Consider the following 26462-nt stretch of genomic DNA (forward strand, 5'->3'; position numbering starts at 1 on the left):
GATCTCGCCTCGCTGGTCGCCGGTATGGACGGGCTGCTGCGCAAGGCCGTGAGCGAGCGGGTTGAGCTCGAGGTCACCGCCGAGCGAGGGCTCTGGCCGGCGCTGGTCGATCCCGGGCAGCTCGAAGGGGCAGTTCTCAATCTCGCCCTGAATGGGCGTGATGCGATGCCGGGCGGCGGGCGGCTGACGATCGCGCTCGCCAATGCCTCGCTCGACGCGGCCGGCGCGGCGGCGAACGAGACGATCGCGCCGGGCGACTACGTGATGCTGTCGGTGACGGATGCCGGCACAGGGATGTCGCCGGAGGTTGCCGAACGCGCGTTCGACCCGTTCTTCACCACCAAGGAGCTGGGCAAGGGCAGCGGGCTCGGGCTCAGCATGGTCTACGGGTTCGTGACCCAGTCGAAGGGCCATGCGCGCATCGAGACCGCGCTCGGCAAGGGCACCACGGTGCGGCTCTATCTCCCGCGCGCCGCGGAAGGGCCGGGAGCGCGCGACCGCCGGCGCTCGGGCGCGCTGACCCATGGCGCGGGCGAGCACATCCTGCTGGTCGAGGACGATCCGATGGTGCGCGAGCATGCGGCCGCGCAGCTCCAGGGCCTGGGCTATCGGGTCAGCACGGCGGCGAACGGGGCGGAGGCTCTCGAGACGCTTGGGCAAAGATCCAATATCGATCTTCTGTTCACCGACATCGTGATGCCGGGCGGGATGGACGGCCGTGATCTTGCCGAGGAGGCACGCCGGCGGCGCCCTGCCCTCAAGCTTCTGTTCACGTCCGGCTATGCGCCGGACGCAGCCGCCGGGAAGGCGGCGCAGGAGATTGCGCTGCTTGCCAAACCCTACCGTCGGCAGGACCTCGCCGCACGCATGCGCGCCGCGCTCGACGCGGAGTGACGCGGCTCAGCCCCGGGTGCCGATCCCGCGCATGAAGCTGTCGCGGATGCGCACCGGGTCGCGCTCGGTCTGCGCGACCGCGGGCTGCTCGTCGATCCGCGCGGCGAGGAACCACGGCCCCGGCGCGCCGAGCGCGCGCTCCGCCAGGGCGTCGAACTCGGCCTCGTCGGCGGCCCAGTGGCTCTCGGCGATGCCGCTCGCGCGCGCGATCGCGACGAGGTCGGTGCGCGCGGACGCAGCCGGTGTCTGCTGCGCGCCGGTGATCTGGTAGATGCCGTTGTCCCACAGCACGATGATGAGGTTGCGCGGCGCCCGAGCCGCCACAGTGGAGAGGCAGCCGAGCTGCATCAGCAGCGACCCGTCGCCCTCGAGCGCGATCACGGTGCGGTTCGGCTGCGCGATCGCAACGCCGAGCGCGATCGGCACCGCGAGCCCCATGCTGCCCAGCATGTAGAAGTTCTCCGCTCGGCGTCCGGCGGCCCAGAGATCGAAATTCGTGTTGCCGATGCCGCCGATCACCGCCTGGTCGGAGAGCTTCGCGACGAGGCGCTGTGTCAGCGCGGCACGGTTCATCACCTGCGCGTTGTGTCGCGTGTCCATCGCGGGGCTCATGCCGGGAACCTCTTTCCGCCGGTCAGCAGCGGCGACAGGATCAGGCAGGCGGGCGCCTGGGTCGCGACCGCCTGGCGGATGGTGCGGTCGACGATGAACTCGGTCTCGTCGAGCCGCGTGATCGTGTGGTGCTCGATGCCGAGTGCCGCCAGCACCGGGCGCATGGTGCGGCAGACCATCGCCTGGCCGAGGTTGAACTCGCCGAGCGTGCCGCGCTCGGAGACCATCATCACGAGTGGGATCTGGCAGACGCAGGCGAGCGAGGCGAGCGCGTTCGGCAGGGTGGCGAAGCCCGAGGTCTGCATCAGCACGATGCCGCGCATGCCGCCCATCCAGGCGCCGGTGACGATGCCGACCGCCTCCTCCTCGCGCGCGGTGGGGAAGGCGGTGAAGAACGGATCGGCCTCCACCGTGGCGATCAGCGGTGTGAGCACACGGTCGGGCACATAGGTGACGAGGCGCACGTCGTTCTGCCGCAGCGTCGCGGCGACGATGCCGTGCCAGGTGGCACTCGGCGTGCCGTCCATGCGTGGTCCCTCCCGGAGTTCGGTCGGAGCTGTTGTGGCCTCTGACCCCGGCCGCGTCTAGACCATGCCCTTCAGCCGCGCCACGAGATCGAGGGCGGCGCGCGGGCTCAGCGCATCGGGATCGGTCCCCGCGAGCACGCGGCGGAGTTCATCCGGTGCGTCGACGCGCGGCGGGGCCTGTGCGGCGAACAGCGGCATCTCCTCGGCGAGTGGCGCGAGGCCGCGCGCGCGCTCCTCCAGCGCGGCGAGCACCGTGGCCGCGCGCGCGATCACCTCGCGTGGCACGCCGGCGAGCTTCGCCACATGCAGCCCGTAGGAGCGGTCGGCCGCGCCCTCGGCGACCGCGTGCAGGAACACGACCTCGCCCTTCCACTCCTTCACGCGGAGATGCGCGAGCCGCAGCTCCGGCAGACGCGGCCCGAGCGCGGTCAGCTCGTGGAAATGGGTCGCGAACAGCGCCCGGCAGCGCAGCCGGTCGTGCAGGGCCTCCAACACCGCCCAGGCGAGCGCCAGTCCATCCCACGTCGCCGTGCCGCGGCCGATCTCATCGAGGATGACGAGGCTCCGCGGTGTCGCCTGGTTCAGGATCGAGGCGGTCTCGACCATCTCGACCATGAAGGTGGAGCGGCCGCGGGCGAGATCGTCGGAGGCGCCGACGCGGCTGAACAGCCGATCGACGATGCCGATGCGCGCGCGCCGCGCGGGCACGAACAGCCCCGCCTGGGCGAGGATGGCGAGGATCGCGGCCTGGCGCAGGAAGGTCGACTTGCCGGCCATGTTCGGCCCGGTGACCAGCCAGAGCCGCCCGCCCGGCGAGAGATCGACCCCATTGGCGACATAGGCCCCGCCCTCACGCCGCACGGCGGCCTCGACCACCGGGTGGCGGCCGTCCTCGACGGCGAATGCCGCGCTCTCCTCGATCTCGGGCCGGGTCCAGGCTTCCGCCTCGGCGAGCGTCGCGGTCGCGGCGGCGACGTCCAGCGTGGCGAGCGCCTCCGCGCAGGCGGCGACCGCGCCCTCCTGCTCGCGCACCGCGGCGGTGAGGTCCGTGACAAGCGCGGCCTCGCGCGCGTCCGCCTCTGCACCCGCCTCGACGATGCGGCGGTCCAGCGCGGCGAGCGCGTCGGTAACAAACCGCATCGTTCCCGCCATGGTCTGGCGGTGCGTGAACCCGGGCAGCGAGTCAGGCGGGGCATCACGGAGGCGCAGGCCCGCCGCCTCGGGGACCTCGATGAAGTAGCCGAGCTGGGCGGTGTGGCGGATCTTCAGGTTGGCGACACCAGTGGCCGCGCGCGCTTCGGCCTCCATCGCCGCGACCACGCGGCGGCTGTCGTCGCGCAACGCCCGCGCGGCATCGAGCGCCGCGTCGAAGCCGCCGGCGATCGCGCCCGGATCGCCGGCGCGCGCGGGCGGACGGTCGATCAGCGCGCGCTCCAGCCGCTCGGCGAGCGCGGGGGATGGGTCGAGCGCCGCTTCGGCCGAGGCGATCAGCGGCGGGCGCGGCAGGGTCGCCGCGGCGAGCGCGGCCTGTGCCTGGCGCGCGGCCGCGAGCCCGTCGCGGATCGCCGCCAGATCGCGCGGCGCGCTGCGGCCGAGTGACATCCGCGCCAGCGCGCGTGCGATGTCGGGGGCGCCCTTGAGCCGGCTCCGCAGGTCATCGCGCAAGCCAGGGTCGGCGAGGAAGAACCCGGCGGCGTCGAGCCGCGTGGCGATCGTTCCGGCAATGGTCGAGGGTGCCGCGATCCGCGCGGCGAGCAGCCGCGCCCCGGCGGCGGTCACCGTGCGGTCCACCGCGCCGAGCAGCGTGTCGGGGCCGGCGCGGTCGAGCTCCAGGCTGCGCCGCGTCGCAGAGTCGATCGCCATGGTCGCGGCCTCGGCCTCGCGCGCCAGCGGTTCGAGCCTGGGCAACCGTCCGGCCTGGGTCGCGCGCACATAGTCGAGCAGGGCGCCGGCGGCGGCCAGCTCGGGCTCGGAGAACGCGCCGAACGCGTCGAGCGTGGCGACGCCGTAGGCCGCCTCCAGCACGCGCCGCCCGGCCTCGGCGCGGAACCGCGCCGCCGGCAGCGCGACTGCGCGCGCGCGCCACTCGGCGAACACCGGGTCGGTCAGCCGATCCTCCGGCAGGAGCAGCTCCGCCGGGTCGCGCGCGGCGAGCGCGGCCGCGAGCGCCGCCCCGGCGGTGGGCCGCACCCCGAATGCACCGGTCGAGATGTCGAGCCAGGCAAGGGCGGCCCCGGTACTGGCGGCGATCCAGTTCGGCCGCACGCCCTCGAGCAGCGTCTCCTCGGTGAGCGTGCCGGGGGTGACCAGCCGCACGACCGCGCGCGGAAGTGGGCCCCGCAGGCCGCGCTTCCTCGCCTCGGCCGGGTCCATGGTCTGCTCGACGATCGCGACCCGGAAGCCGCGCCGGATCAGCCGCGCGAGATAGGCCTCATGGCTGTGCGCCGGCACGCCGCACATCGGGATCGGCCTGCCGTCATGCTCGCCGCGCGTGGTGAGCGCAATGTCGAGCGCGGGGGCGCCCGCCTCGGCGTCCTGGAAGAACAGCTCGTAGAAGTCGCCCATGCGGAAGAACAGAAGCGCGTCGGGGTGATCCGCCTTGGCGGCGAACCACTGCGCGAGCATGGGCGAGGGCTGGGCGGACATGGGCGGCGGACGTTAGCCGCGATGTCGGGCGTGGCCAACATCGCGGCAGCGCCGATCCGGTCAATCCCCCGTCGCGATCCGCTCGACCAGCTGCTTCACGGTCGGGATGAACCCGTTCGAGTAGAACGGATCGGTTGCGAAGCGGTAGGCGTTGTGGCCGGAGAACATCAGGTTGCTGTCGACGTCCTCGCCATGCGCGATGTCCTGCAGCGTCTTCTGGATGCAGAAGCTGCGCGGATCGGCCTTCTTGCCGGTCGAGTAGTCGGGCTCGTGCTGCGCCCAGTTCGAGAACCGGCAGGCACTCAGGCACCCCATGCAGTCGATCTGGTCGCGCCGGATCTCCGCGCCCTTTTCGGGCGTGACGAAGATCAGCGTGCCGTCGGGCGTGCGCATCGCCTCGGTGAAGCCGGCTACCGTCCAGGCGCGCGCGCGCGCCGCATCCTTCGGCGTGAGATAGACGAGGCGGCCGCGCGGGCCCGTCGGGAAGCCTTCCGTGTGCTCGCCCATCGCCTCGGTGGTGTAGGCGACCTGGCGCTCGCTCCGCTCGCGCAACTCGTTGATGAAGCCGTTGTTCACCGCCGAGGAGTAGAACCCGGTGGGCGAGAACCGGTTGAGGAAGACGTCGCCCTCCTTCAGTGTCAGCAGCCGGCGCTTCCAGGCATCCGAGATCGGGCTCTCCTTGGTCAGCAGCGGGCGCGTGCCGAACTGGAACGCGACCGGGCCGATCTCGGGGTTTTCGAGCCAGTCCTCCCACTCACGCAGGCACCACACGCCGCCCGCCATCACCACCGGCGTGTCGCTCAGGCCGAACTCGTTCATGGTCTTGCGCAGCGCGGCGACGCGCGGATACGGCGCCTCGGGCTTCTCGGGGTTCTCGCTGTTGGAAAGCCCGTTATGCCCGCCGGCGAGCCACGGGTCCTCGTACACCACGCCACCGAGCCACTCGCGCGTCTTGTGGTAGGCGCGCTTCCAGAGCGCGTTGAAGGCGCGCGCCGAGGACACGATCGGATAGTAGTAGACGCTGAACCGCGCGGCGATGTCGGACAGGCGATAGGGCATCCCGGCACCGCAGGTGATGCCGTGCACCAGCCCCTTCGCACCCTCCAGGATGCCGGTGATGACGCGTTCGGCGCCCCCCATCTCCCAGAGGATGTTGGCATGGATCCGCCCCTGGCCGCCCGACATCTCGTAGGCGGTGCGCGCCTGCTGGATGCCGCCCTGGATGCCGAACGCGACCAGCTCCTCGTGGCGCTCGCGCCGCGTCTTGCCCTCGTAGGTCTGGCGCACCAGCCGCCCGTCGGGGGTGTAGCTGTCGGCGTTGACGGCCGAGAACGTGCCGATCCCGCCGGAAGCCGCCCAGGCGCCCGACGAGACCCCGTTCGAGATCGAGATGCCCTTGCCGCCTTCGATCAGCGGCAGGACCTCGGCTCCGCTCACGCGGATTGCATTCAGCGCCCTCACGGCACCTCCCGTCCGAAGTCGTTCATCCCGACGTCACAATCAGTATAGGTCAGCGGAGCGGGCGGGGATGCAAGTCCCCGCCTCGCCGGCGTGGGCCGGGCGCTACTGCGCGGCCGGCGCCGGCGCATAGCCCGCGGCCATCTCGTCGCGCCGGCGCCCGCCGCCCGTGGGCCCGACCTTGTCGGTGATGTCCTCGCCGGTCTGCTGATCGACCACGCGCATGGAGAGCTTGACCTTGCCGCGCTCGTCGAAGCCGATCACCTTCACCTTCACCGGATCGCCGACATTGACGACATCGGTGGTCTTGGCGACTCGGCCTTGCGCGAGCTCGCTGATGTGCACGAGCCCGTCGCGCGAGCCGAGGAAGTTCACGAAGGCGCCGAAATCGGCCGTCTTCACCACCTTGCCGTCGTAGATCACGCCGATCTCGGGCTCGGCGACAATGCCGCGGATCCAGTCGATCGCCGCCTTCGCCGCCTTGTCGTCGGTCGCCGCGACCTTGATCGTGCCGTCGTCCTCGATGTCGATCTTGGTGCCGGTGACCTCGGTGATCTCGCGGATCACCTTGCCGCCCGAGCCGATCACCTCGCGGATCTTGTCGCGCGGGACGTGGATCACGGTGATCCGCGGCGCGATCTCGCTGACGCTGTCGCGCGGCCGGTTCAGGCCCTTGGCCATCTCGCCGAGGATGTGCATCCGCCCGTCCTTCGCCTGGCCGAGCGCGACCCTCATGATCTCCGGCGTGATGGACGTGATCTTGATGTCCATCTGCAGCGAGGTGATGCCGGTTTCAGTACCGGCGACCTTGAAGTCCATGTCGCCGAGATGGTCCTCGTCGCCGAGGATGTCGGACAGCACCGCGACGCCCTTGTCCTCCTTGATCAGCCCCATGGCGATCCCCGCGATCGGGCGCGGCAGCGGTACGCCCGCGTCCATCAGCGCGAGCGACGAGCCGCATACCGTGGCCATCGAGGACGAACCGTTGCTCTCGGTGATCTCGGAGACGACGCGCAGCGTGTAGGGGAACTGCTCCTTGGTCGGCAGCAGCGGGTGGATCGCCCGCCAGGCGAGCTTGCCGTGGCCGATCTCGCGCCGTCCCGGCGTGCCGAAGCGTCCCGCCTCACCGACCGAGTAGGGCGGGAAATTGTAGTGCAGCAGGAAGTGCTCCCGGTAGCTGCCGTCGAGCGCGTCGATGATCTGCTCGTCGTCGCCGGTGCCCAGGGTCGCCACGCAGAGCGCCTGGGTCTCGCCGCGGGTGAACAGCGCGCTGCCATGGGCGCGCGGCAGCAGGCCCACCTCGACGTAGATCGGCCGCACGGTCTTGGTGTCGCGGCCGTCGATGCGCAGCCCCGTGTCGAGGATCGCGTTGCGGACGATGTCGGACTCGATCGCCTTGAGCATCTCCTTCGCCTTGCCGGCGTCGAGCTCCTCGGCGGCGATGGTGTCGAGCGCGGCCTTCTTCGCCGTCGCCAGCTTCTCGACGCGCGCCTGCTTCACCGTCTCCTTGTAGGCTTCGGTGAGCGGCCCGCGCGCGAGTTCCTCGAGGCGCGCCTTCAGCGCCGCGACCGAGGCATCCTCCTCAGGCACCGGCCACGGGTCCTTCGCCGCGACCTCGGCGAGCTGGATGATGGCCTCGATCACCGGCTGCATCGCCTGGTGGCCGAAATTGACCGCGCCGAGCATCACCTCCTCGGAGAGCTCCTTCGCCTCGCTCTCGACCATCATCACGCCCTCGCTCGTGCCGGCGACGACGAGATCGAGCGCGGTCTGCTTCATCTGCTCCGCGGTCGGGTTCAGCACGTACGCGCCGTCGATGTAGCCGACGCGCGCGCCGCCGATCGGGCCCAGGAACGGGATCCCCGACAGCGTCAGCGCCGCCGAGGTGCCGATCATCGCGACGATGTCGGGATCGTTGGTCAGGTCGTGCGAGAGCACGGTGATGATCACCTGCACCTCGTTGCGGAACCCGTCCGGGAACAGCGGGCGGACCGGCCGGTCGATCAGCCGGCTGGTCAGCACCTCCTTCTCGGAGGGGCGGCCCTCGCGCTTGAAGAACCCGCCAGGGATCTTGCCCGCCGCGAAGGTCTTCTCCTGGTAGTGCACGCTGAGGGGGAAGAAGTCCTGGCCGGGCCTGGTCGTCTTGGCGCCGACCACGGTCGCGAGCACCACGGTGTCACCGTAGCGGGCAACCACCGCGCCATCGGCCTGGCGCGCCATCTTGCCGGTCTCGAGGACGAGCGTGCGCCCGCCCCAGGTCAGCTCCTTGCGGAAGAACTGGAACATTCCGTCTTTATCTCCATCGCGCGAGCTTGCGGCGGAGCAGTCGTGGAACGACGCGGTCGCCCGCGCGGGGCAACGGCGTCTCGGGCGGCATGGAGGGGGGACTTAACGCGGCGTGCCGCGCGCCCCGGGCGCCATGTGGCCGGAAACGCCGTCCTTGCACCCGGACGGTCGGGTCGCGGCGCTCCGGCGGGAACGTCCCGCCGCGCGCTCGCTGTTCTCCGCGCGCCCCCATGGCGCGCGGCATCTGGGGCAGGGATGGCCGTCAGGGCCAAGGGGGGTCTGCCCGGTGGCGGGGCCCGGCTAGCGCCGGAGCCCCAGACGCTTGATCAGCACGTCGTAGCGTGCCGCGTCCTTCTTCTTGACGTAGTCCAGAAGGCGGCGCCGCTGGCCGACCATCATCAGCAGGCCACGGCGCGAGTGGAAATCCTTGGCGTGGGTCTTCAGGTGATCGGTCAGAGTCTTGATCCGCTCCGAGAGGATCGCGACCTGCACCTCGGGCGAGCCCGTGTCGCCCGCATGAGTCGCGTATTCCTGGATCAGCGCCGTGCGGCGCTCGGCCGTGATCGACATCGTGTTGGTCCTTCATCCTGGCCGTTGCGTTGCCCGGGCCTCTCGGCGCTCGGGGTCTCGGACGCCGTTCAGGCCGCGGCGGAGAGCATGCGCACCGGGTGCAGCATCCCCCCCTCCAGGCGGCCGATCGCGAGCGCCTTGCCCCCCGCCATCACGCGGACGATCCCGCCATCGGGATCGGCGTCGGGCGGAACCCGGCCGAGGAACGACACCAGCGACAGCGCCTGGCCGCTCGACAGCCGTGAAGCCTCACCCCCCGTCAGGGCCAGCGCCGGGATGTCGGCCAGCGCGGTCTCGACCGGAAGGAGAGGGCTTGAGGCTCCTCCGTCTTGCCCGAAGGCGGCCGCGCTGTCCAGGGGAACCGCCATCGCCTCGTCGAAGGGGCCGACCCGCAAGCGGCGCAAGGCGGCGATGTGCCCGACCGTGCCCAGCGCCGCGGCAAGGTCGCGCGCGAGGCTGCGCATGTACACGCCCTTGCCGGAGACGACCCGGAACACCGCCCTGTCGGCATCGTGCCGCGCCTCCAGCGTGAACGCATCGACCCGCGCCGGGCGCGGCGCCAGCTCCACCGCCTCGCCGGCCCGCGCCAGATCATAGGCCCGCTCGCCCGCGACCTTGATCGCCGAGAACCGCGGCGGCACCTGCAGGATGTCGCCTACGAACCCCGGCAGTGCCGCCCGGATGGCCTCATCGGTCGGGCGCACATCCGAGGTGGCCGTGACCACGCCATCCGCATCGTCGGTGTCGCGCCCCTCGCCGAACCTGAGCGTGAACCGGTACTCCTTGGTGCCGTCCATCACGTAGGGCACGGTCTTGGTCGCCGCCCCGAACGCGATCGGCAGCACGCCCGTCGCCAGCGGATCGAGCGTGCCGCCATGCCCAACCTTCTGCGCCTGGAACGCACGCTTCAGCCGGTTCACCACATCCGTCGAGTTCCTGCCAGTCGGCTTGTCGATCACCAGCCAGCCATCGATCTTCCGGCCCTTGGGCTTGCGCGCCACGTCAGTCCTCGTCGCGCTCGAGATCGCGCTGCACCTCGGGAGAATGGAACAACGCCTCGATCCGCGCGGCGGCATCGATCGTGGTGTCAGCGCGGAAGGCCAGATCGGGGGCGTACTTGGTCCGCACCGCCTTTGCCACCTGGCCGCGCAGGAAGGGTGTGGCGCGCTTGAGCGCCGCCAGCAGCGGCGCCGCGTCGCCGCCGCCCAGGGGGGTGACAAACACCGTCATGTGCTTGAGGTCGGGCGAGGCACGCACCTCCGTCACCGTCACATGGGCGGCGGCGAGATCGGGGTCGCGAAAATCGCCGCGCTCGAAGATGAGCCCGAGCGCATGGCGGATCTCCTCGCCGACGCGGAGCTGACGCTGGGAAGGAGGTTTCATGGCCGCATCCTTTCGGGGGGTCCGCCCCCGGCCCCGGCAGGGCTCCGCCCTGCACCCGCAAAGGGCCATTGGCCCTTTGATCCCATAACGGAAGGCGGGCGCATAACACGCTGCCGGGCTCCCCGCGAGAGGAAGCCCGGCAGAGCCGTCAAGCGGCAAGCGCAGGCAACGCGCCGATCTGGCCAAGGAGAGCCAACTCGTCGAGCTGCAGCCACGTCTCGGCGATCAGGCCGCCTTCCATCCGATAGAGGACCATGCCCCCAAAGGTGACCCGCCGCCCCGTGGGTGCCACGCCGGCGAACGCGCGGATATGCGTGACCGCGACACTGAAGCGCGCCGAGACGAAGCGCTCATCGGCCAGTAACGCCAGGACGCGGAACTCCATGTCGCCGAAGGCCGTCCGGAATGCCCGGAAGAACTCCTTGTAGCTCTCGTGGTCGCGCGGGTTCTTCCCGCCCGGAAACCCGTGGCAGACAATGCCCGGAGCCACCGTCTCGTCGATCACCTTGAGATCGGCGAGATCGGGCGAATGCGTCCCGGCGAGGAAACGCTCGACGGTCGCACGATTGATCAGAGCAGGCGAGGCAGTCATGTCGGTGTCCTTTCGCTGACGGCCAACCCGCATGGGCGGGCCGACCCATTTCCAATGAACGTTACCGTTCATCGAAATCTATGCCGGCGAACGCTGGCCTTGTCAAGGCTTCAGTGAACGGCTATGTTCATTGAATGGCGAGACGCCCCTACACCCTGCGCGAACGCGCCAAGTCCCAGGACAGGACACGCCAGCGGATCGTCGAGGCGGCGATGCACCTGCACGAGGAGGTGGGGCCGCGCGCGACCACCATCAGCGCGATCGCCGAGCGTGCCGGCGTGCAGCGCCTCACGGTTTACCGTCATTTCCTGGACGAAACCGCCGTCTTCCAGGCGTGCACCGCGCATTGGCTGTCGCTGCATCCGCCGCCCGATCCGGCGGCCTGGGCGGGAATCGCCGACGGTATGGCGCGCTGCCGCGCCGCGGTGTCGGCCTTCTATCGCTACTACAGAGAGACTGCGCGCATGTGGGAGGTCTCGCACCGCGACGAGCCGCACGTGCCGGCCCTGCAAGGACCCATGGCCGAGATACGCACCTTCCTTGAGGGCGTCGCCGAGGACCTGCTGCGCACGCTCGACCCGCCGCGCGCGCGACGCGAGCCAACAGCGCTCACGCTCCGCCATGCGCTCGCCTTCCCCACCTGGGCCTCGCTCGAACCAAGCAGGCACGACGAGGATACCCTGGTCGCAGTGGTGCTCGCCTGGATTGCCGGAGTGATGCGCGGGGAAACGAAGGGGTCGGATGGTGGGCGCGGTAGGGATTGAACCTACGACCCCTGCCGTGTGAAGGCAGTGCTCTCCCACTGAGCTACACGCCCATCCGAAGCGCGGCCTATAGGGCTGCGCGCGCCGGGGCGTCAAGCACGCGCGCTTGTGCGCCGCTCGCCGCCTGCCCACGTCTCCGCCATGCGTCCCACGACCGCCGCAGCCGCCCTGCTGGTCGCGCTCGCCCCGACCGCGCACGCAACCGAGGCGGTCGAGGCGCACTACATCGCCCGCGTCGCTGGCTTCCGCGTGATGACCATCGACGTGCACGCCGCCATCGGACCCGACAGCTACCGGATCACCGCCCGCGCCCGCTCTGCCGGCCTCGCCACCCTCGCCACCCGCTTCGACCAGAGCGCCACCGTGGAAGGCGCCGTCACCGACGCCGGCATCCGACCGTTCCGATTTCGTGCCGAAGGCGCGTGGCAGGACGAAACCCGGCGCGTTGATCTCGCGCTCGCCGAGACCCCGCCACGCATCGCGCTCGACCCGCCGGAGGTGCCCGAACGCGAACCGGTCCCGCCCACCCTCGCCCGAGGGGGCGTCGATACCCTTACCGCGCTCCTCGCCGTCTCGCGCCAGGTGGGGCGCCTCGGCGCGCGCGGCTGCGACCTCGAGGTGACGGTGTTCGACGGACGGCGGCTCAAGAAGATCGCGCTCGCTCCGGCTGGCGAAGGCCGCGCGCCGGGCCACCCCGGCCTCACCGCCGTGCGCTGCCGCGTCGAAGGGCGCCAACTCGCCGGTTTCTGGCACGACTGGGACCGCGCCGAAGCCGAGCGCCCGCAGACCGGCATGGTCTGGATCGCCGCTCCCTTCGAAGGGGCGCCGGCGATCCCGCTTCGGCTCGAAATGGGCATCGACTGGCTCGGCACCCTGGTCGTGACGCTCTCGGAGGCACGCCCGCCGACGCTGCCGACGGCAACCCGATGACGCGATCGCGCCTTGCACCCGATCGTCCGCTGCCCATACACGACCGCATGCGCATCCTGATCGCCGCGGCCGCGCTGGCGGCCCTCGCCCCGTCCGCCCGCGCCGCCGAGCCGCCGGTGCTCGCCTCCTACACCGCCTACTTCAGCGGGTTCTCGGTCGCGACTCTCGACGCCGCGCTACGGCTGGAAGCCGAGCGCTACCGCCTCGCCGCCCTGATGCGCACCACCGGCCTCCTCGCCGCCTTCATCCGCGGCGAGCAGTCCGCCGAGGTCGAGGGCACCGTCACGCCAGGCAGCGACGTCGGCCTTGCGCCGACCCGATACGCCATGGAGGGCCGCTGGCGCGACCGGCTGCGCCGAATCGCCATGCGCTGGCCGGGTGGCGAGCCCGAGGTGCTGGCGTTGATCCCGGCGAATACCGAGGAGCGCGAGCCCGTGCCGGCCGACCTCCAGCGCGGCACCATCGACTCGCTCACCGCGATCGCCTCGCTGCTGCACCGCGTGACCGAGACCGGACGCTGCGAGGGCGAGGCGGCGCTGTTCGACGGCCGCCGCCGCACCGATGTGACCGCGCGTACCGAGGGCGAGGATACGCTGCACGCGCATCGCTGGGGCATCTTCGCCGGCCCCGCGTTGCGCTGCACCGTCGAGGGGCGCCAGGTCGCCGGGTTCTGGTCCAGCCAGCGCCGCGACGAGGCCGGCACCCCGCGCAGCGCCACCGCATGGCTCGCCCGGCCCGAGCCTGGCATGCCGCTGATCCCCGTCCGCATCGAGGCCGAGACCGGCTGGGGACCCGTCTATATCCACTTGACCCGGATTGGCCGGGGCGAGCTGCCGTTGCCGACGCAGGAGAGCCGGAACTAGGCCGGGACCGGGGCGGCGCATGCGCTCGCCCGAGGTGCTGGCGTTCTGGCGGAGGTTCCGCGCCGCCGGCGGACCCGACCACGACGACTTCGAGGTGGTGTCCTTCGGCGACAGCCCTGCCCTGGCGACCGAACTCGCCGGGCTCGTGCTGGCCGGCACCAAGCGCGCCACCGCCTTCCTCGCCCGCGACATCGCGTCGGGCGTCGAAGCGCCCCGGGTCGGCCGCCACGTGGTGGTGGTGGATGGCGACCGCCGGCCGCGCCTGATCTGGCGCACCAGCGAACTCCGCGTCGGCCCGCTGATCTCGGTCGATGATGACTTCGCCCGTGACGAAGGCGAGGGCGGCCTCAGCCGGACCCATTGGCTGGACGCCCATCGCCGGTACTTCGCCCGTCAGGCCGCGCGCGAAGGCTTTGCCATGCATGACGGGATCGCGGTGGTGTTCGAGCGCTTCACCGTCGTCTGGCCGCCGGAGGCCGCCGATCGCTGAGTGCGTTGCATCGCGAAACGCGAAGTGACCGCGAGGACCTTTGACAGTACCGTCTCGCCTGCGGCACAACCTGCACCGTCGTGACGCATCCAGATCCCCTCCCTGATGCGCTCGCCGTGATCCTGGCCGCAGGTCTTGGGACACGGATGCGCTCGTCCACCCCCAAACCGCTGCACCGCCTCGCCGGCCGACCGATGGTGGCGCATCTGATCGAGGCCTGCGCCGATGCAGGCTTCGCCCGCGCCGTGGTGGTCGCCGGACCGGAGCCGTCCTTCGCCCCCATGCGCGCCGTCGTTGCCCCGCATCCCTGTGTGGTGCAGCACGATCGGCTCGGCACCGCCCATGCCACGCTGGCCGCCGCCGAGGCCCTCGGCGCTGCCACGGGCGAGGCCATGGTGCTCTATGGCGATGTGCCGCTGGTCCGCCCTGAGACCATGCAGGCACTGGCCGCCCGCCGACGCGAGGCCGGTGCCGGGCTCGCCCTGCTCGCCTTCCGCCCCGCCGACGCCGCCCAGTACGGCCGGGTGATCCTCGGCGCGGACGGCTTCGTCGCGCGCATTGTCGAATGGCGCGATGCCGACGCGGCCGAGCGCGCGGTCGGGCTCTGCAATGCCGGGTTGTTCTGTGCTCCGGCCGCCGACCTGCTGCGCTGGCTGCGCCAGGTCGGCAACGCCAACGCCAAGGGCGAGTACTACCTCACCGACATCGTCGCCATCGCCCGCGCCGAGGGCGCCTGCGTCACCCATGCCGAGGCGCCGACCGACGAGATGCTGGGGATCAACAGCCGCGCGGAACTGGCGGCCGCCGAGGCGGCGCTCCAGCAGCGGCTGCGCGCCGCGGCCATGCAGGGCGGCGCCACCCTGGTCGCCCCCGAGACCGTGTTCCTGTCCTGGGATACCAGGCTCGGCGCGGATGTCACCGTGCATCCGCACGTTGTGTTCGGCCCGGGTGTCACCGTCGAGGACGGGGCCGAGGTCCGGTCCTTCTCCCACCTCGAAGCCTGCCACGTCGGACCCGGCGCGATCATCGGACCGTTCGCGCGGCTCCGTCCGGGCGCCGAGATCGGCCCCGGCGCGCATGTCGGCAACTTCGTCGAACTGAAGAACGCCACGCTCGGCGCGGGCGCCAAGGCCAACCACCTCGCCTATCTCGGCGATGCCGCGGTCGGCGCGAGAGCCAACATCGGCGCCGGCACCATCACCTGCAACTACGACGGTGCGGCCAAGCACCGCACCACCATCGGCGCCGGCGTGTTCGTCGGCTCCAACGCGACCCTGGTGGCGCCGCTCACCCTCGGTGACGGTTCCTTCATCGCCGCCGGCTCTACCATCACCGCGGACGTCGCGCCGGACGCGATGGCCTTCGGCCGCGCGCGCCAGAGCGACAAACCCCATCGCGCGGCCGAGTTCCGCGCGCGCTGCAAGGAGAAGGGCTGATGTGCGGCATCGTCGGCGTCGTCGGGCGCAACCCCGCCTCCCCGCTGCTGGTGGAGGCGCTGCGCCGGCTCGAATACCGCGGCTATGACAGCGCTGGCATCGCCACGCTGGTGAACGGCCATATCGAGCGCCGCCGCGCCGAGGGCAAGCTCGCCCGGCTGGCTGCACTGGTCGACCAGCGGCCGCTGTCCGGCACCACCGGCATCGGCCACACCCGCTGGGCGACGCATGGCCGCCCCTCCGAAACGAACGCCCACCCGATCGCCACTGACAGGGTGGCGGTGGTGCACAACGGCATCATCGAGAACCATAGCGAGCTGAAGTCGGCGCTCACCGCCGACGGCGCCGCCTTCGAGACCGAGACCGACACCGAGACGGTGGCGCGGCTGCTCGACCGCGACCTCGCCGCCGGGGCGACACCTGAGGAGGCGATGGCGGCGACGCTGAAGCGGATCGAGGGTGCCTTCGCGCTCGCGGTGCTGTTCGCCGGGCGCCATGACATGATCATGGCCGCGCGCCGTGGCTCCCCGCTCGCGATCGGCTACGGCGACGGCGAGATGTATGTCGGCTCTGACGCGCTGGCGCTGGCGCCGCTGACCGAGCGGATCAGCTACCTGGAGGAGGGCGACTGGGCGGTCGTCACCCAGGATGGCGCCGATATCTTTGATCAGATCGACCGTCCGGTGATGCGGCCGATCAAGCGCACCGCGGTCTCCGGCGCGATGGTGGGGAAGGGCAATTTCCGCCACTTCATGCAGAAGGAGATCCACGAGCAGCCGGCCGTGATCGGCGACACGCTGAAGGCCTATCTCGACCCGGCCACGCGCCAGATCACCCTGCCCGACCTGCCGGTCGATCTCGCCCGCATCCCGCGCGTCTCGATCGTCGCCTGCGGCACGAGCCTCTATGCCGGCCAAGTCGCGCGCGACTGGTTCGAGCAGGTGGCGCGCCTGCCCGCGACCGCCGAGATCGCCTCCGAGTTCCGCTACCGCGAGCCGGTGCTCGACCCGGGCGCGCTCGTGCTGTGCGTGAGCCAGTCGGGCGAGACGGTGGATACCCTCGCTGCGTTGCGCTGGGCCAAGGGGCAGGACCAGCGCGTCCTGTCGGTCGTGAACGTGCGCGAGAGCGCGATGGAGCGCGAGAGCGACGGCGCGCTGCTGACGCTCGCCGGTCCCGAGATCGGCGTCGCCTCCACCAAGGCCTTCACGACCCAGCTCGCGGCGCTGGCCTGCCTCGTCATCGCCACCGGGCGGGCCCGCGGCGTGCTCTCCGCCGCCGCCGCCGCCGAGCTCGCCCAGGCGCTGATCGAGGCGCCGGGCAAGGCGGCCGAGGCGCTCGAGCTCGACGAGCGGATCGCCGCGGTCGCGGCCGACCTCGCCGAGGCGCGCGACGTACTCTATCTCGGCCGCGGCACGGCCTGGACCGTCGCCATGGAAGGCGCGCTCAAGCTCAAGGAGATCAGCTACATCCACGCCGAGGGCTATCCCGCCGGCGAGATGAAGCACGGGCCGATCGCCCTGATCGACGAGCACGTGCCGGTGGTGGTGGTCGCCCCGCCCGGACGGCTGTTCGAGAAGACCGCCTCGAACGTGCAGGAGGTGCATGCACGGAAGGGCCGCGTGGTGCTGCTGTCCGACCGTGCGGGGTGCCAGAAGCTGGCGCATCTCTGCGCCCACACCATCGCCATGCCCGAGACGCATCCCTTCGTCGCGCCGATCGTCTACTCGATCCCGGTGCAGCTCCTCGCCTATCATGCTGCGGTGCTGAAGGGGACGGATGTCGATCAGCCGCGCAACCTGGCCAAGAGCGTGACGGTGGAGTGACGCCGAGGGGGGGATCGCTGCCGAGGGGGATCGCCCGCGCGCTCGTCGCGCTGGTGCTGCTGGCCTGGCTCGCGCTCCCGGCTGCGGCCGAGTGGCGCGTCGTGCCCGACCGCGTCGAGACCGCATCCGGCCCAACGCTGCGCTACAACGTCTTCCTCCCAGACGGCTATGATCCCGCGCGCGGACCCTATCCGCTGCTCGTGCTGCTGCACGGCGCCGGCGGCGACGAGCAGTCCTGGGCCGGGCGGATCAGGCTCTGGCAGGCGGTCGAGGACGGCGTGCGCGCGGGCCGGCTGCCGAAGCTGATCGCCGTGATGCCGGGGGCCACGAACACGTGGTGGATCGACAGCGGCTTCGCGCGCGCCGAGACGGCGGTGGTGTCCGACCTGCTCGGCGACGTCGCGCGCAAGTATCCGGTGATGACCTCACGGGAGGGCCGGGCGATCGCTGGCTTCTCGGCCGGCGCTTACGGCGCGCTCCGGATCGTGCTCAGGCACCCGCACCTGTTCGGCGCGGCCGCGCTCTGGGCGCCGGCGATCTATGCCGAGGCGCCGCCGCCGCTCTCGGCCGCGCGGCGCTCGCCCGCCTTCGCCGGGCCGGACGGCGCGTTCGACCTCGCCGCCTGGACCCGCAATGCGTGGCCCGCGCTGCTGCCGCGCTATCTCGCCCAGCACGTGCGCGTGCCGATCTATCTCGCCGCCGGCGACGATGACCGGCTGGAGATCGCCTACGAGGCGGCCAAGCTGGCGCGGGCGCTGTATCGCCGCCAGCCGGAGGCGCTCGAGCTGCGGGTCGTCGATGCCGGACACACCATGCGCGTCTGGGAGGCGACGGCCGGGGAGGCGCTCGCCTTCCTGTTCGCGCATCTCGCCCGCATCGGACTCGCGCGGCTGGAGGAATAGCCGCCCCGGTTGGACCCGGCGGCGCCCGGGTCTATGGTCCGCCCCGAACCTCTCGGGAGGACCATGACATGCTCAACCAAGCCGCTCCCCTGCCGTTGAAGGACCCCAGCCTGTTCCGCCAGGCCTGCCTGGTGGACGGCAAGTGGATCGAGGCCGACAACGGCAAGTCCATCGCCGTCCGCAACCCCGCCACCGGCGAGACCGTCGGCACCGTGCCCGCCCTGGGTGCAGCCGAGACGCGCCGCGCGATCGAGGCGGCGCACCGCGCCTATCCCGCCTGGCGCGCGCTCACCGCCAAGGAGCGCAGCGTGATCCTGCGCAGGCTGTTCGACCTGATGATGGCGAACGCGGACGATCTCGCGCTGCTGATGACCTCCGAGCAGGGCAAGCCGCTCGCCGAGGCGAAGGGCGAGGTGGCCTATGCCGCCTCGTTCGTCGAGTGGTTCGCCGAGGAGGGCAAGCGCGCCTACGGCGACATGATCCCGCAGAACGTGAAGGGCCGGCGCATCCTGGTGATGAAGGAGCCCGTCGGCGTGTTCGCCGCGATCACGCCCTGGAACTTCCCCGCCGCGATGATCACGCGCAAATGCGCGCCCGGCCTCGCGGTCGGCTGCACCGGCGTGGTGCGGCCTGCCAGCCAGACGCCGTTCACCGCGCTCGCGATCGGTGTGCTGGCGGAACGGGCGGGGATGCCGCCGGGCGTGATGAACATCATCACCGGCCCGTCGTCCGAGACGGGCAAGGAACTCACGTCGAATCCGATCGTGCGCAAGCTGTCCTTCACCGGCTCGACCGAGGTCGGCAAGATCCTGATCGCGCAGTGCGCGCAGACGGTGAAGAAGGTGAGCATGGAGCTCGGCGGCAACGCGCCCTTCATCGTGTTCGACGACGCCGATCTCGACGCCGCGGTCGCCGGCGCGATGGCGTCGAAGTTCCGCAACACCGGCCAGACCTGTGTGTGCGCGAACCGCATCCTGGTGCAGGAGGGCGTGTACGAGGCGTTCGCGGCGAAGATGGCCGAGGCGGCGAAGGCGATGAAGGTCGGGCCCGGGACGGAGCCTGGCGTGGTGCAGGGTCCGCTGATCAACGCCGATGCCGTGGCCAAGGTCGAGGAGCACATCGAGGATGCGGTGAGAGGCGGGGCCAAGATTCTCGCCGGCGGACGGCGTCATGCGCTGGGCGGGAACTTCTTCGAGCCGACGGTGCTGGCGGAGGTGCCGTCTGGGGCGAAGATCTTCCACGAGGAGACCTTCGGGCCGGTCGCTCCGTTGTTCCGCTTCAAGACCGAGGAGGAGGCGATCCGGCTTGCCAACCATACCCCGTTCGGCCTGGCGGCGTATTTCTACGCGCGCGACGTGGGGCGGATCTTCCGGGTGAGCGAGGCGCTGGAGTACGGCCTGATCGGCGCCAACGAGGGCATCCTCGCCACTGAGGTCGCGCCGTTCGGCGGGTTCAAGGAGAGCGGGCTTGGCCGCGAGGGCTCGAAGTACGGGCTCGAGGAGTATCTCGAGGTGAAGTACGTCGCGGTCGGGGGGATCGGGACCTGAGCAGATGAGGTCGGGGGCCGTAGCCCAATCTGTGGAGGGGGGTGTGGGGGGACCACCGTGGTCCCCCCGCCATGGTATTGAGCCTCATGTCAGACTCCCGGATTCGTGATGCCCATGCCCGCCTGACGCGCCTGCTTGCGCAGAAGCGCCTGTTCCTCGGCGTCAATATCGGCCTGATGTCGCGCCCGGGGAGCCCCGTGTTCCGCCGCATCGAAAGCGCCCTGCCGATCGGGCTCGGCCTGTTCGGCGTGATCGGCGCCACCATCGTCGGTGGGGTGATGCTCGGCATTCTTGCGCTCACCGCCGGGATCGCCGTGTGGTTCCTTGTCATCCTCCCGCGAATCAAGGATCAGGTGTATGCGCGCACCTACGCCTTCGTGACCTCCACGCCGGAGTCGTTTCTGCGGGCCTGGGAGGAGACGGCGATCACGCTGAAGTCCGGCGAGGACGAATGCCGACCTCCCGACGGCGACTGGGTGGCGTTCGTGCGCGCGGCGCGCACGCGCGAGGAGGAAGAGGAGGACGGCTACCGGTGACCGGCGCGCTGCTCGTATCGACCAAGCCTGCGACCATGGAGGTGTGGCGGCGCGAACTGCTGGCGCTCGAACCCGGGCTCGACGTCCGGCTGTTCCCGGACACCGGCCCGGTCGAAGACATCGCCGCTGCGGTCACCTGGAACCATCCCCCCGAGGATCTGTACCGGTACCCGAACCTCCGGCTGCTGATCAGCATGGGCGCGGGCGTGGACCACCTGTTCCGTCCGCCCGGCCCGCCCCCGGGCGTGGACGTGGTGCGGCTGGTGGACCGGCTGCTGACCACGGCGATGAGCGAGTACGTGCTGCTCGCGGTGCTGCGGCACCATCGCCAGGCCGACATCTACCGGGCGCAGCAGAAGGCGCGGATCTGGCACGAACTGCCCGCCCCCGATACCGAGAACACGCGGATCGGCATTCTTGGCCTCGGCACCCTGGGTGCGGATGCAGCGCGCAAGCTCGCCGCGCTCGACTTTCCGGTGGCAGGGTGGAGCCGTACGCCGAAGGCGCTCGACGGGATTGAATCTTTCGTCGGCGAAAGAGAAATGATCAAATTTCTCTCAAGAACCGATATCCTGATCTGCCTGCTGCCACTCACGCCGGCGACTCGCGGAATTCTTAACGCGCGGACATTTGCTGCGCTGCCGAAAGGCGCATACGTGATCAATGCCGCGCGGGGCGGGCATGTGGTGGAGGACGATCTGCTCGCCGCGTTGGAGTCGGGGCATCTGTCGGGCGCGACGCTCGACGTGTTCGAGGTCGAGCCGCTGCCGGGCGAGCATCCGTTCTGGGGGCACCCGAAGGTGATCGTCACGCCGCACGCGGCGAGCATCACCGTGCCGCGCAGTGTCGCCGGTCAGGTCGTGGACAACCTGCGTCGCCTTGCAGCGGGCGGGCCCCTGCTGAATCGGGTGGACGTCTCGGTCGGCTATTGAGGCGACAAAGGCCGCCTATGCGAAGGGCGCGGCCAACCGGCCGCGCCCCTGCAAGAGGCCTCGAAGGCCACGCGATCAGGCGTTGGCCGCGCGCCGCATGCTGCCCGAGCCGCGCCCGCCGCCAGCCTCGCCCATGATCTTGCGGAGCTCGCGCAGGAACGCGGAGCCCTTCAGGGTCTGCTGAACGATCACGCTCCGGCGATCCATCGGATCGACCTTGCGGCGCGCGAGGTCGAGCTCGCCAAGCCGGTCGAGCGCGCGGGTGATCGCGGGCTTGGAGACGTTCAACTCGGCGGCGAGACCGCGCACGGTGTGCGGACCCTCCGTCAGGTACACGGTCAGGAACACACCGAGCTGGCGGGCCGAGAGATCAGGACCATCGCGGCGGACCAGGGCCACGATCGTCTCGCGCAGCACCGAAAGGAGCTGCTCGCTTGCGTTGCTTGCTGCCATCGTCTTTCACCTTCCATGACGGCCGTGCCAGTTCCCGGCAACGGCGCTGTTACGCATGTAGTGCGTCGCAACGAAAAAGCAAAGACTATTTTTACAACTGTTGCTTGATCGAGAGAATCCCGATGAGCCCAGGTGCTCGCGCAGTTGTTATGGCGCCGTCATGCACGCGTCAGCGTGCCGAATCGGCGGGCAATCGCGCGGAACGCAGCGCGCAACCCGGTTGCCTCGCCGCCTTCCGGGCGTCCAGGACGCGGCGAATCGTTCCATGCGTAGAGATCGAAATGCGCCCAGCATCGATCCGAAGACACGAAACGCTGAAGGAACAAGGCCGCCACCACCGCCCCGGCATGCGGCTTCGCGCTCACGTTCGCGAGGTCCGCGACCTGGCTGTCGAGCCAGGAGCCGTAGCCCGGCCACAGCGGCATGCGCCAGACTGGATCCTCGGCCTCATCGCCGGAGGCGAGGATCTCCGCCGCGATCCCATCGTCCTGCGCGAACAGCGCCACCAGGTCGGGGCCCAGGGCGACCCGCGCCGCGCCGGTCAGGGTTGCGAAGTCCATCAGCAATGCCGGCGTTTGCGTATCCGCCTCCGCCAGCAGGTCGCACAGCACGAGCCGGCCCTCCGCGTCGGTGTTGCCGATCTCCACCGTCATGCCCTTGCGTGTGCGCACCACGTCGAGCGGACGCATCGCGTGGGCGCCGATGCTGTTCTCGACCGCGCCGATCAGCAGCCTGAGCCTGACGGGCAGGTCCGCCTGCATGACGAGTCGGGCGAGGCCGAGCGCGACCGCCGCGCCGCCCATGTCCTTCTTCATCCGCAACATGCCGGCGGCGGGCTTCAGGTCGTAGCCACCGGTATCGAAACAGACGCCCTTGCCGCACAGCGCGACGAGGGGCGCATCGGCGCCGGCCGTCGAGCCGGCCCAGGTCAGGTCGGCCACCAGCGGCGGCCGGGCGCTGCCGCGCCCGACCGCTGCGACCGTCGGGTAGGCGCGCTCGAGCGCCTCGCCGGACACGCGCTGGACGGCCGCGCCGTGCTCCGCGCCGAGCATCGCCACGGTCTCGGCGAGTTCTTCCGGGCCGAGGATGTTCGCGGGATCGTTGATGAGGTCGCGAACCTGCCAGACCGCCTCTACCTCGCGCTGGGCAGCCTCGGTGTCGGGCGGAGGCAGCAGGCACGCGGGGTCGCGTGGCGCGGCCCTGAACCGGCTGTAGCGGTAGGCGCCCAGCCCCCAGCCGAGCACCGCGCGCGACGGCTCGGCCGTGCCCTCGATCTGCCAGACGGTGCCTGCGGGCAGCGTGGTCGCGAGCCCGCCGAAGCTCCAGGCGCTCGGCGCCCCGTCGCCAAGCCCGACCACCGCCCCGCCGAGCCCGTGGCCGGCGGGCAGCAGCAGCAGTTCCCCGGATTTCGCCGCAAACCCCGCGGCCGTGACGAACTCGCCGGCCGGGTGCCGTGACGTCCAGGCGGCGAGGCCTTCCGGGGTGACGGCGTGCAGGGTCAGCGCGGTCGCGCCGGGCGCGGCGAAGCAGGGCAGCATGGGACAACCTCGGGCAGGGAGACGGGCAGTCCATTCCGGACTAAGAATATGACCAGAGTGGACCGGCGGGCCGCCGCGTTCAACCCGGGCTCGGCCGGTCCTTCGCTGCCTGGGGCGCATGGCATGCGCCCGCGCGTCGCGCTAAGCCTCCGCACGGCATGCGCACTCCGAGCCCCCCTCGAAGCCTGCAGTCCGCCCGAGCGGGATCGGACCGGGCCGCTGCATGGCGGCGGGCGGCGCTGCTGCTCGCGCTCGCGTCGCTGTTCTGGGCGGGCAACTTCGTCATGGGCAGGGCGGTGCGCGGCCAGGTTCCGCCGGTCGCGCTGGCGTTCTGGCGGTGGGTCGTTGCGGCGGCGGTGCTGCTGCCCTTCACGTGGCGCGAGCTTGCCCGCCGGCTCGACGCGATCCGCCGCCACGCGCGGTCGCTCGCAGCCCTCGGCGTCAGCGGCGTGGGCACGTTCAACACCCTGTCCTACATCGCGCTGACCGGCACCGAGGCGATCAACGCGATGCTGGTGATCAGCCTCACGCCGCTGGCGATCGTCGTCGCCGCCTTCGCGATCGACGGGGAGCGGCCGGACGGGCGGCGGCTCGGGGCCCTCGCGGTGTCGCTCGCTGGCGTGGCGATCATCGCCGCGCGCGGCGACCCGGCGGCGCTGCTGGCGCTCCGGCTCAATCCGGCCGACGGCATCATCCTGCTCGCCGTGTTCGGCTGGGGGATCTACTCGGTGCTGCTCCGGCGCATCCCGCCCGGCACGTTCTCGCCGCTGGCGCTGCTCACGCTGACCGTGCTGTTCGGCCTTGCCCTGCTGCTGCCGTCCTGGCTCGCCGAGCTCGCGCTCACCGGGGCGGCGCCGCGTGCCGACCTGCCGACGGCGCTTGCCGTGCTCTACGCGGCGCTCGCCGCCTCGATCGGCGCCTATCTATGCTGGAATGGCGGCGTCGCGCTGATCGGCGCATCCGCCTCGGGGCCGTTCCTGCATCTCCAGCCGGTGTTCGGTACCGTCCTCGCGGTGCTGCTGCTGGATGAGGTGCCGCGGCTCTTCCACGGGGCCGGATTCGCGCTGGTGCTCGCCGGCGTGGCGCTGGCCGGACGTCCAGGGCCGCGATGAAGCGGCCGCCCTCGCCGATCCACGGGATCGGCTTCATGCTGCTCGCGACGTCGCTGTTCGCGGGCATGACCGCCTGCAACAAGGCCGTGCTGGCGCTCGGCGTGCCGCTGCCGATCGTGATGCTCTCGCGCGCGCTGCTGACCATGCTGCTGCTCGCGCCGTGGCTCGTGCGCAAGGGCGCGCCCTCGCTCGCCACGCGGCGGCTCTGGCTGCATCTCGGGCGCGGCGTCGCGGGGGTCTCGGCGATGGGGCTCAGCATCGCCGCGCTGACGCTGATTCCGCTCGCCGATGTGATCGCGCTCGGCCAGGCGCGACCGCTCTGGCTGCTGGTGATCGCGGTCGCGCTGCTCGGCGAGGCCGTGGGCTGGCGCCGGCCGCTCGCGGCCGCGATCGGTTTCGCCGGCGTGATGGTCATCATGTTCGCCGAGCGGCGGGCTGGGTCGCTAGGGCTCAACCCCGGCGCGCTGCTGGCAGTCGGAGCGTCGTTCTGCGGCGCCTGCGTGCTCGCGTTCGTCCGCACCCTCGCCTCGCTCGGCGAGCCGCCGATCCGGGTGGTGTTCTGGTATGGCATCGTCGGCTTCGCCGCCTGGTTGCCGCCGAGCGTCTGGTGGTGGCGCACGCCGAGCCTCACGGAGGCCGGCCTGCTGGTGGCCGCGGCCGGCTTCGCCACGCTCGGCGATCTGTGCGCAAGCCTCGCCGCGCGCCGGGCCGAGGCCAGCCTGCTGGCGCCCGTCGAGTTCGTCGCCGTGCCGATCGGCGCGCTGGTCGGCTGGGCGGTGTTTGCCGAGCGTCCAGGCTGGCCGCTCGCGGTGGGTGCCGTGCTGATGGCCATCTCGGTGGCCTACATCACCCGCCGTGAGGCCTATCTCCGCCGTACCCGGCAGCGCGGCCGGCGATGAGCGGTTGGGCGCTCGGGGCGGCGCTCGGTGCGCTGCCGACCGCCGTCGCGATGCAGTCGCGCGCGGCGACGCCCATCCTGGTCGTCACGGCGCTGGCGCTGGTGTGGGCTGAGCGGGCGCGGCTCGCGGCGGTAATGCGTGGCACCGTCGCGCTCTGGCCAGTCGGGCTGCTTGCCGGCTGGGGGATCGCCTCGGCCACGTGGTCGATTGCGCCGGACGTCTCGCTCGGGGGCGCCGTCCGCTTCGCCGCGCTGGTCGGGCTCGGCGCGCTGGTGGTCGGTGCCGCCGGCCTCCTCGACACCGTCTCGCGGCGCCGGGCGGGGAGGGGACTGATTCTCGGCGTGGCCGCCGCCTCGGCTGTGCTGATCGTCGAGGTGCTGACCGGTGGCGTTCTTGGCAATGCCGTGCGCCTGTTTCCGGAGCCGCCGCGGCGGGTGGATGGGATCAAGCCCGGCGCGTCGGTGCTGGTGCTGCTGCTGCCGCCGGCGATCGTGCTGTGCTGGCGCGAGGCGGGACGGGTCGCCGCGCTCTGCCTCGCTGCTGCGGGGGCGCTCGCCGTGCTCGCCGCGCCGTCCGAGGCCGCCCGCCTCGCCCTGCTCGCTGGTGCTGCCGGGGCCGCCGTGGCGCTCGCGCCGTACCGCACTGTCTGCCGGCTTGGCCCGCTGCTGCTCGCGCTTCTGGTGCTGGCCGGCCCCTCCGTGCTCCAGGCCACCGGCGAGGCCGCCGGCCGGGCCGGCCTGCTGCCACCCTCGGGCCTGCACAGGGTGGCGATCTGGGACTTCGTCGCCGCCCGCGCGGCCGAACGCCCCGTGCTCGGCTGGGGGTTCGAGACGTCGCGGGTCATGCCGGGCGGGCAGGCACGGGTCGCGGACGCGACCTTCGACCGGCTCGCCGCGCCCGGGCCGACGCGCGACGTTCTCGCGGCCATGCCCGACCAGTTCGTGCAGAACCTGCCACTGCACCCCCACAATGGTGGGCTTCAGGTCCGGCTGGAGCTCGGCATGATCGGGCTGCTGCTGGCTGCGGTGGGGGCGTGGTGGATCGGGCGGGGGATCGTGCGCGCGCCCACCCCGGTTGCGATCGCGGCGGGGGCCGGCACGGCCGCATCGGGGCTGGTGGTGGCGCTGGTTGCCTTCGGGGTCTGGCAGGCCTGGTGGGTGGGGTCGCTGATCCTGGCCGCCACCGCATGGCGGGTGTGTGCAGAGCAGCGCTGAGCTGCCTCCTCGGCGGCGTTGTCTGGTGGTCTGGACGCGGGGCCCATGCTTGCGA

25 protein-coding genes and 1 tRNA gene are annotated in these 26462 nt (G+C 71.5%); 14 read left to right on the forward strand and 12 right to left on the reverse strand.

The window, feature by feature from the left end; translation table 11 throughout:
• Positions 1-894 (forward strand): response regulator (locus ACTIFU_RS07490; RefSeq protein ID WP_439577679.1); only part of this gene is annotated, 894 nt, incomplete at its 5' end.
• A 6-nt stretch (positions 895-900) separates the two neighbouring features.
• Here the strand turns inward: ACTIFU_RS07490 and ACTIFU_RS07495 are convergent.
• The 9 genes from ACTIFU_RS07495 to ACTIFU_RS07535 all read right to left on the reverse strand — a co-directional run bounded on the left by ACTIFU_RS07495 (position 901) and on the right by ACTIFU_RS07535 (position 10968).
• On the reverse strand, positions 901-1494 hold the full coding sequence (locus ACTIFU_RS07495) for a thiamine pyrophosphate-dependent enzyme (protein WP_439577680.1): 594 nt from the start codon (positions 1492-1494) through the stop codon (positions 901-903).
• Positions 1495-1502: 8 nt separating this feature from the next.
• On the reverse strand, positions 1503-2033 hold the full coding sequence (locus ACTIFU_RS07500) for a thiamine pyrophosphate-binding protein (protein WP_439577681.1): 531 nt from the start codon (positions 2031-2033) through the stop codon (positions 1503-1505).
• A 57-nt stretch (positions 2034-2090) separates the two neighbouring features.
• On the reverse strand, positions 2091-4679 hold the full coding sequence (gene mutS / locus ACTIFU_RS07505) for a DNA mismatch repair protein MutS (protein WP_439577682.1): 2589 nt from the start codon (positions 4677-4679) through the stop codon (positions 2091-2093).
• Between the two features lie 60 nt (positions 4680-4739).
• Positions 4740-6140, reverse strand: coding sequence for an NAD(P)H-dependent flavin oxidoreductase (locus ACTIFU_RS07510; protein ID WP_439577683.1), 1401 nt, complete (start codon positions 6138-6140; stop codon positions 4740-4742).
• 102 nt (positions 6141-6242) lie between these two features.
• Entirely contained in the window at positions 6243-8423 is a 2181-nt protein-coding gene (pnp, locus tag ACTIFU_RS07515; RefSeq protein ID WP_439577684.1) for a polyribonucleotide nucleotidyltransferase, read from the reverse strand.
• Between the two features lie 300 nt (positions 8424-8723).
• Complete coding sequence (gene rpsO, locus ACTIFU_RS07520; protein ID WP_439577685.1) at positions 8724-8993, reverse strand: 30S ribosomal protein S15; 270 nt, start codon at positions 8991-8993, stop codon at positions 8724-8726.
• A 68-nt stretch (positions 8994-9061) separates the two neighbouring features.
• Complete coding sequence (truB, locus tag ACTIFU_RS07525; protein ID WP_439577686.1) at positions 9062-9994, reverse strand: tRNA pseudouridine(55) synthase TruB; 933 nt, start codon at positions 9992-9994, stop codon at positions 9062-9064.
• A 1-nt stretch (position 9995) separates the two neighbouring features.
• On the reverse strand, positions 9996-10376 hold the full coding sequence (gene rbfA / locus ACTIFU_RS07530) for a 30S ribosome-binding factor RbfA (RefSeq protein ID WP_439577687.1): 381 nt from the start codon (positions 10374-10376) through the stop codon (positions 9996-9998).
• A gap of 148 nt (positions 10377-10524) precedes the next feature.
• The gene (locus ACTIFU_RS07535; RefSeq protein WP_439577688.1) at positions 10525-10968 is read right to left on the reverse strand and encodes an ester cyclase; all 444 of its coding nucleotides are present in this window, start codon (positions 10966-10968) and stop codon (positions 10525-10527) included.
• A gap of 134 nt (positions 10969-11102) precedes the next feature.
• On the opposite strand from ACTIFU_RS07535, the gene ACTIFU_RS07540 reads away from it, so the two are divergent.
• Positions 11103-11732, forward strand: coding sequence for a TetR/AcrR family transcriptional regulator (locus ACTIFU_RS07540; protein ID WP_439577689.1), 630 nt, complete (start codon positions 11103-11105; stop codon positions 11730-11732).
• Here the strand turns inward: ACTIFU_RS07540 and ACTIFU_RS07545 are convergent.
• Positions 11711-11785 (reverse strand) — tRNA-Val (locus tag ACTIFU_RS07545). The genes ACTIFU_RS07540 and ACTIFU_RS07545 overlap by 22 nt on opposite strands.
• 88 nt (positions 11786-11873) lie before the next feature.
• Between ACTIFU_RS07545 and ACTIFU_RS07550 the strand changes: the two genes are divergently transcribed.
• The 9 genes from ACTIFU_RS07550 (at position 11874) to ACTIFU_RS07590 (ending at position 21191) form a co-directional block, all read left to right on the forward strand.
• Complete coding sequence (locus ACTIFU_RS07550; RefSeq protein WP_439577690.1) at positions 11874-12662, forward strand: DUF3108 domain-containing protein; 789 nt, start codon at positions 11874-11876, stop codon at positions 12660-12662.
• Positions 12663-12709: 47 nt separating this feature from the next.
• Positions 12710-13525, forward strand: coding sequence for a DUF3108 domain-containing protein (locus ACTIFU_RS07555; protein WP_439577691.1), 816 nt, complete (start codon positions 12710-12712; stop codon positions 13523-13525).
• Positions 13526-13544: 19 nt separating this feature from the next.
• Positions 13545-14015 carry an ASCH domain-containing protein gene (locus tag ACTIFU_RS07560; RefSeq protein ID WP_439577692.1) on the forward strand — a complete coding sequence of 157 codons (471 nt, stop codon included), beginning with the start codon at positions 13545-13547 and terminating at the stop codon, positions 14013-14015.
• An 80-nt stretch (positions 14016-14095) separates the two neighbouring features.
• Positions 14096-15451 (forward strand): bifunctional UDP-N-acetylglucosamine diphosphorylase/glucosamine-1-phosphate N-acetyltransferase GlmU, encoded by a 1356-nt coding sequence (glmU, locus tag ACTIFU_RS07565; protein ID WP_439577693.1) that lies wholly within the window; start codon positions 14096-14098, stop codon positions 15449-15451.
• Positions 15451-17274 (forward strand): glutamine--fructose-6-phosphate transaminase (isomerizing), encoded by a 1824-nt coding sequence (glmS, locus tag ACTIFU_RS07570; protein WP_439577694.1) that lies wholly within the window; start codon positions 15451-15453, stop codon positions 17272-17274. The genes glmU and glmS overlap by 1 nt, the downstream gene beginning before the upstream one ends.
• Positions 17271-18176 carry an alpha/beta hydrolase gene (locus ACTIFU_RS07575; protein ID WP_439577695.1) on the forward strand — a complete coding sequence of 302 codons (906 nt, stop codon included), beginning with the start codon at positions 17271-17273 and terminating at the stop codon, positions 18174-18176. Before glmS ends, ACTIFU_RS07575 begins: the two co-directional genes overlap by 4 nt.
• Positions 18177-18244: 68 nt before the next feature.
• Complete coding sequence (locus ACTIFU_RS07580) at positions 18245-19723, forward strand: NAD-dependent succinate-semialdehyde dehydrogenase (RefSeq protein ID WP_439577696.1); 1479 nt, start codon at positions 18245-18247, stop codon at positions 19721-19723.
• A gap of 86 nt (positions 19724-19809) precedes the next feature.
• Positions 19810-20259, forward strand: coding sequence for a hypothetical protein (locus ACTIFU_RS07585; RefSeq protein WP_439577697.1), 450 nt, complete (start codon positions 19810-19812; stop codon positions 20257-20259).
• Entirely contained in the window at positions 20256-21191 is a 936-nt protein-coding gene (locus tag ACTIFU_RS07590; protein WP_439577698.1) for a 2-hydroxyacid dehydrogenase, read from the forward strand. Before ACTIFU_RS07585 ends, ACTIFU_RS07590 begins: the two co-directional genes overlap by 4 nt.
• 75 nt (positions 21192-21266) lie before the next feature.
• On the opposite strand, the gene ACTIFU_RS07595 is transcribed toward ACTIFU_RS07590, so the two are convergent.
• Both ACTIFU_RS07595 and ACTIFU_RS07600 read right to left on the reverse strand, forming a co-directional pair.
• A complete protein-coding gene (locus tag ACTIFU_RS07595; protein WP_439577699.1) occupies positions 21267-21644 on the reverse strand; it encodes a MarR family transcriptional regulator in 378 nt (125 codons plus the stop codon).
• A gap of 158 nt (positions 21645-21802) precedes the next feature.
• On the reverse strand, positions 21803-23182 hold the full coding sequence (locus ACTIFU_RS07600) for a leucyl aminopeptidase family protein (protein ID WP_439577700.1): 1380 nt from the start codon (positions 23180-23182) through the stop codon (positions 21803-21805).
• Positions 23183-23340: 158 nt separating this feature from the next.
• Between ACTIFU_RS07600 and ACTIFU_RS07605 the strand changes: the two genes are divergently transcribed.
• The 3 genes from ACTIFU_RS07605 to ACTIFU_RS07615 are packed head-to-tail and all read left to right on the forward strand — an operon-like array spanning position 23341 to position 26407.
• Complete coding sequence (locus ACTIFU_RS07605; protein ID WP_439577701.1) at positions 23341-24294, forward strand: DMT family transporter; 954 nt, start codon at positions 23341-23343, stop codon at positions 24292-24294.
• The gene (locus tag ACTIFU_RS07610) at positions 24291-25193 is read left to right on the forward strand and encodes a DMT family transporter (RefSeq protein WP_439577702.1); all 903 of its coding nucleotides are present in this window, start codon (positions 24291-24293) and stop codon (positions 25191-25193) included. Before ACTIFU_RS07605 ends, ACTIFU_RS07610 begins: the two co-directional genes overlap by 4 nt.
• Positions 25190-26407: an O-antigen ligase family protein gene (locus ACTIFU_RS07615; RefSeq protein ID WP_439577703.1), complete on the forward strand. Its 1218-nt coding sequence runs from the start codon at positions 25190-25192 to the stop codon at positions 26405-26407. The genes ACTIFU_RS07610 and ACTIFU_RS07615 overlap by 4 nt, the downstream gene beginning before the upstream one ends.
• Positions 26408-26462: the final 55 nt, after the last annotated feature.

It is taken from the genome of Elioraea sp., assembly GCF_051860475.1.
Taxonomy (GTDB): Bacteria; Pseudomonadota; Alphaproteobacteria; order Acetobacterales; family Acetobacteraceae; genus Elioraea.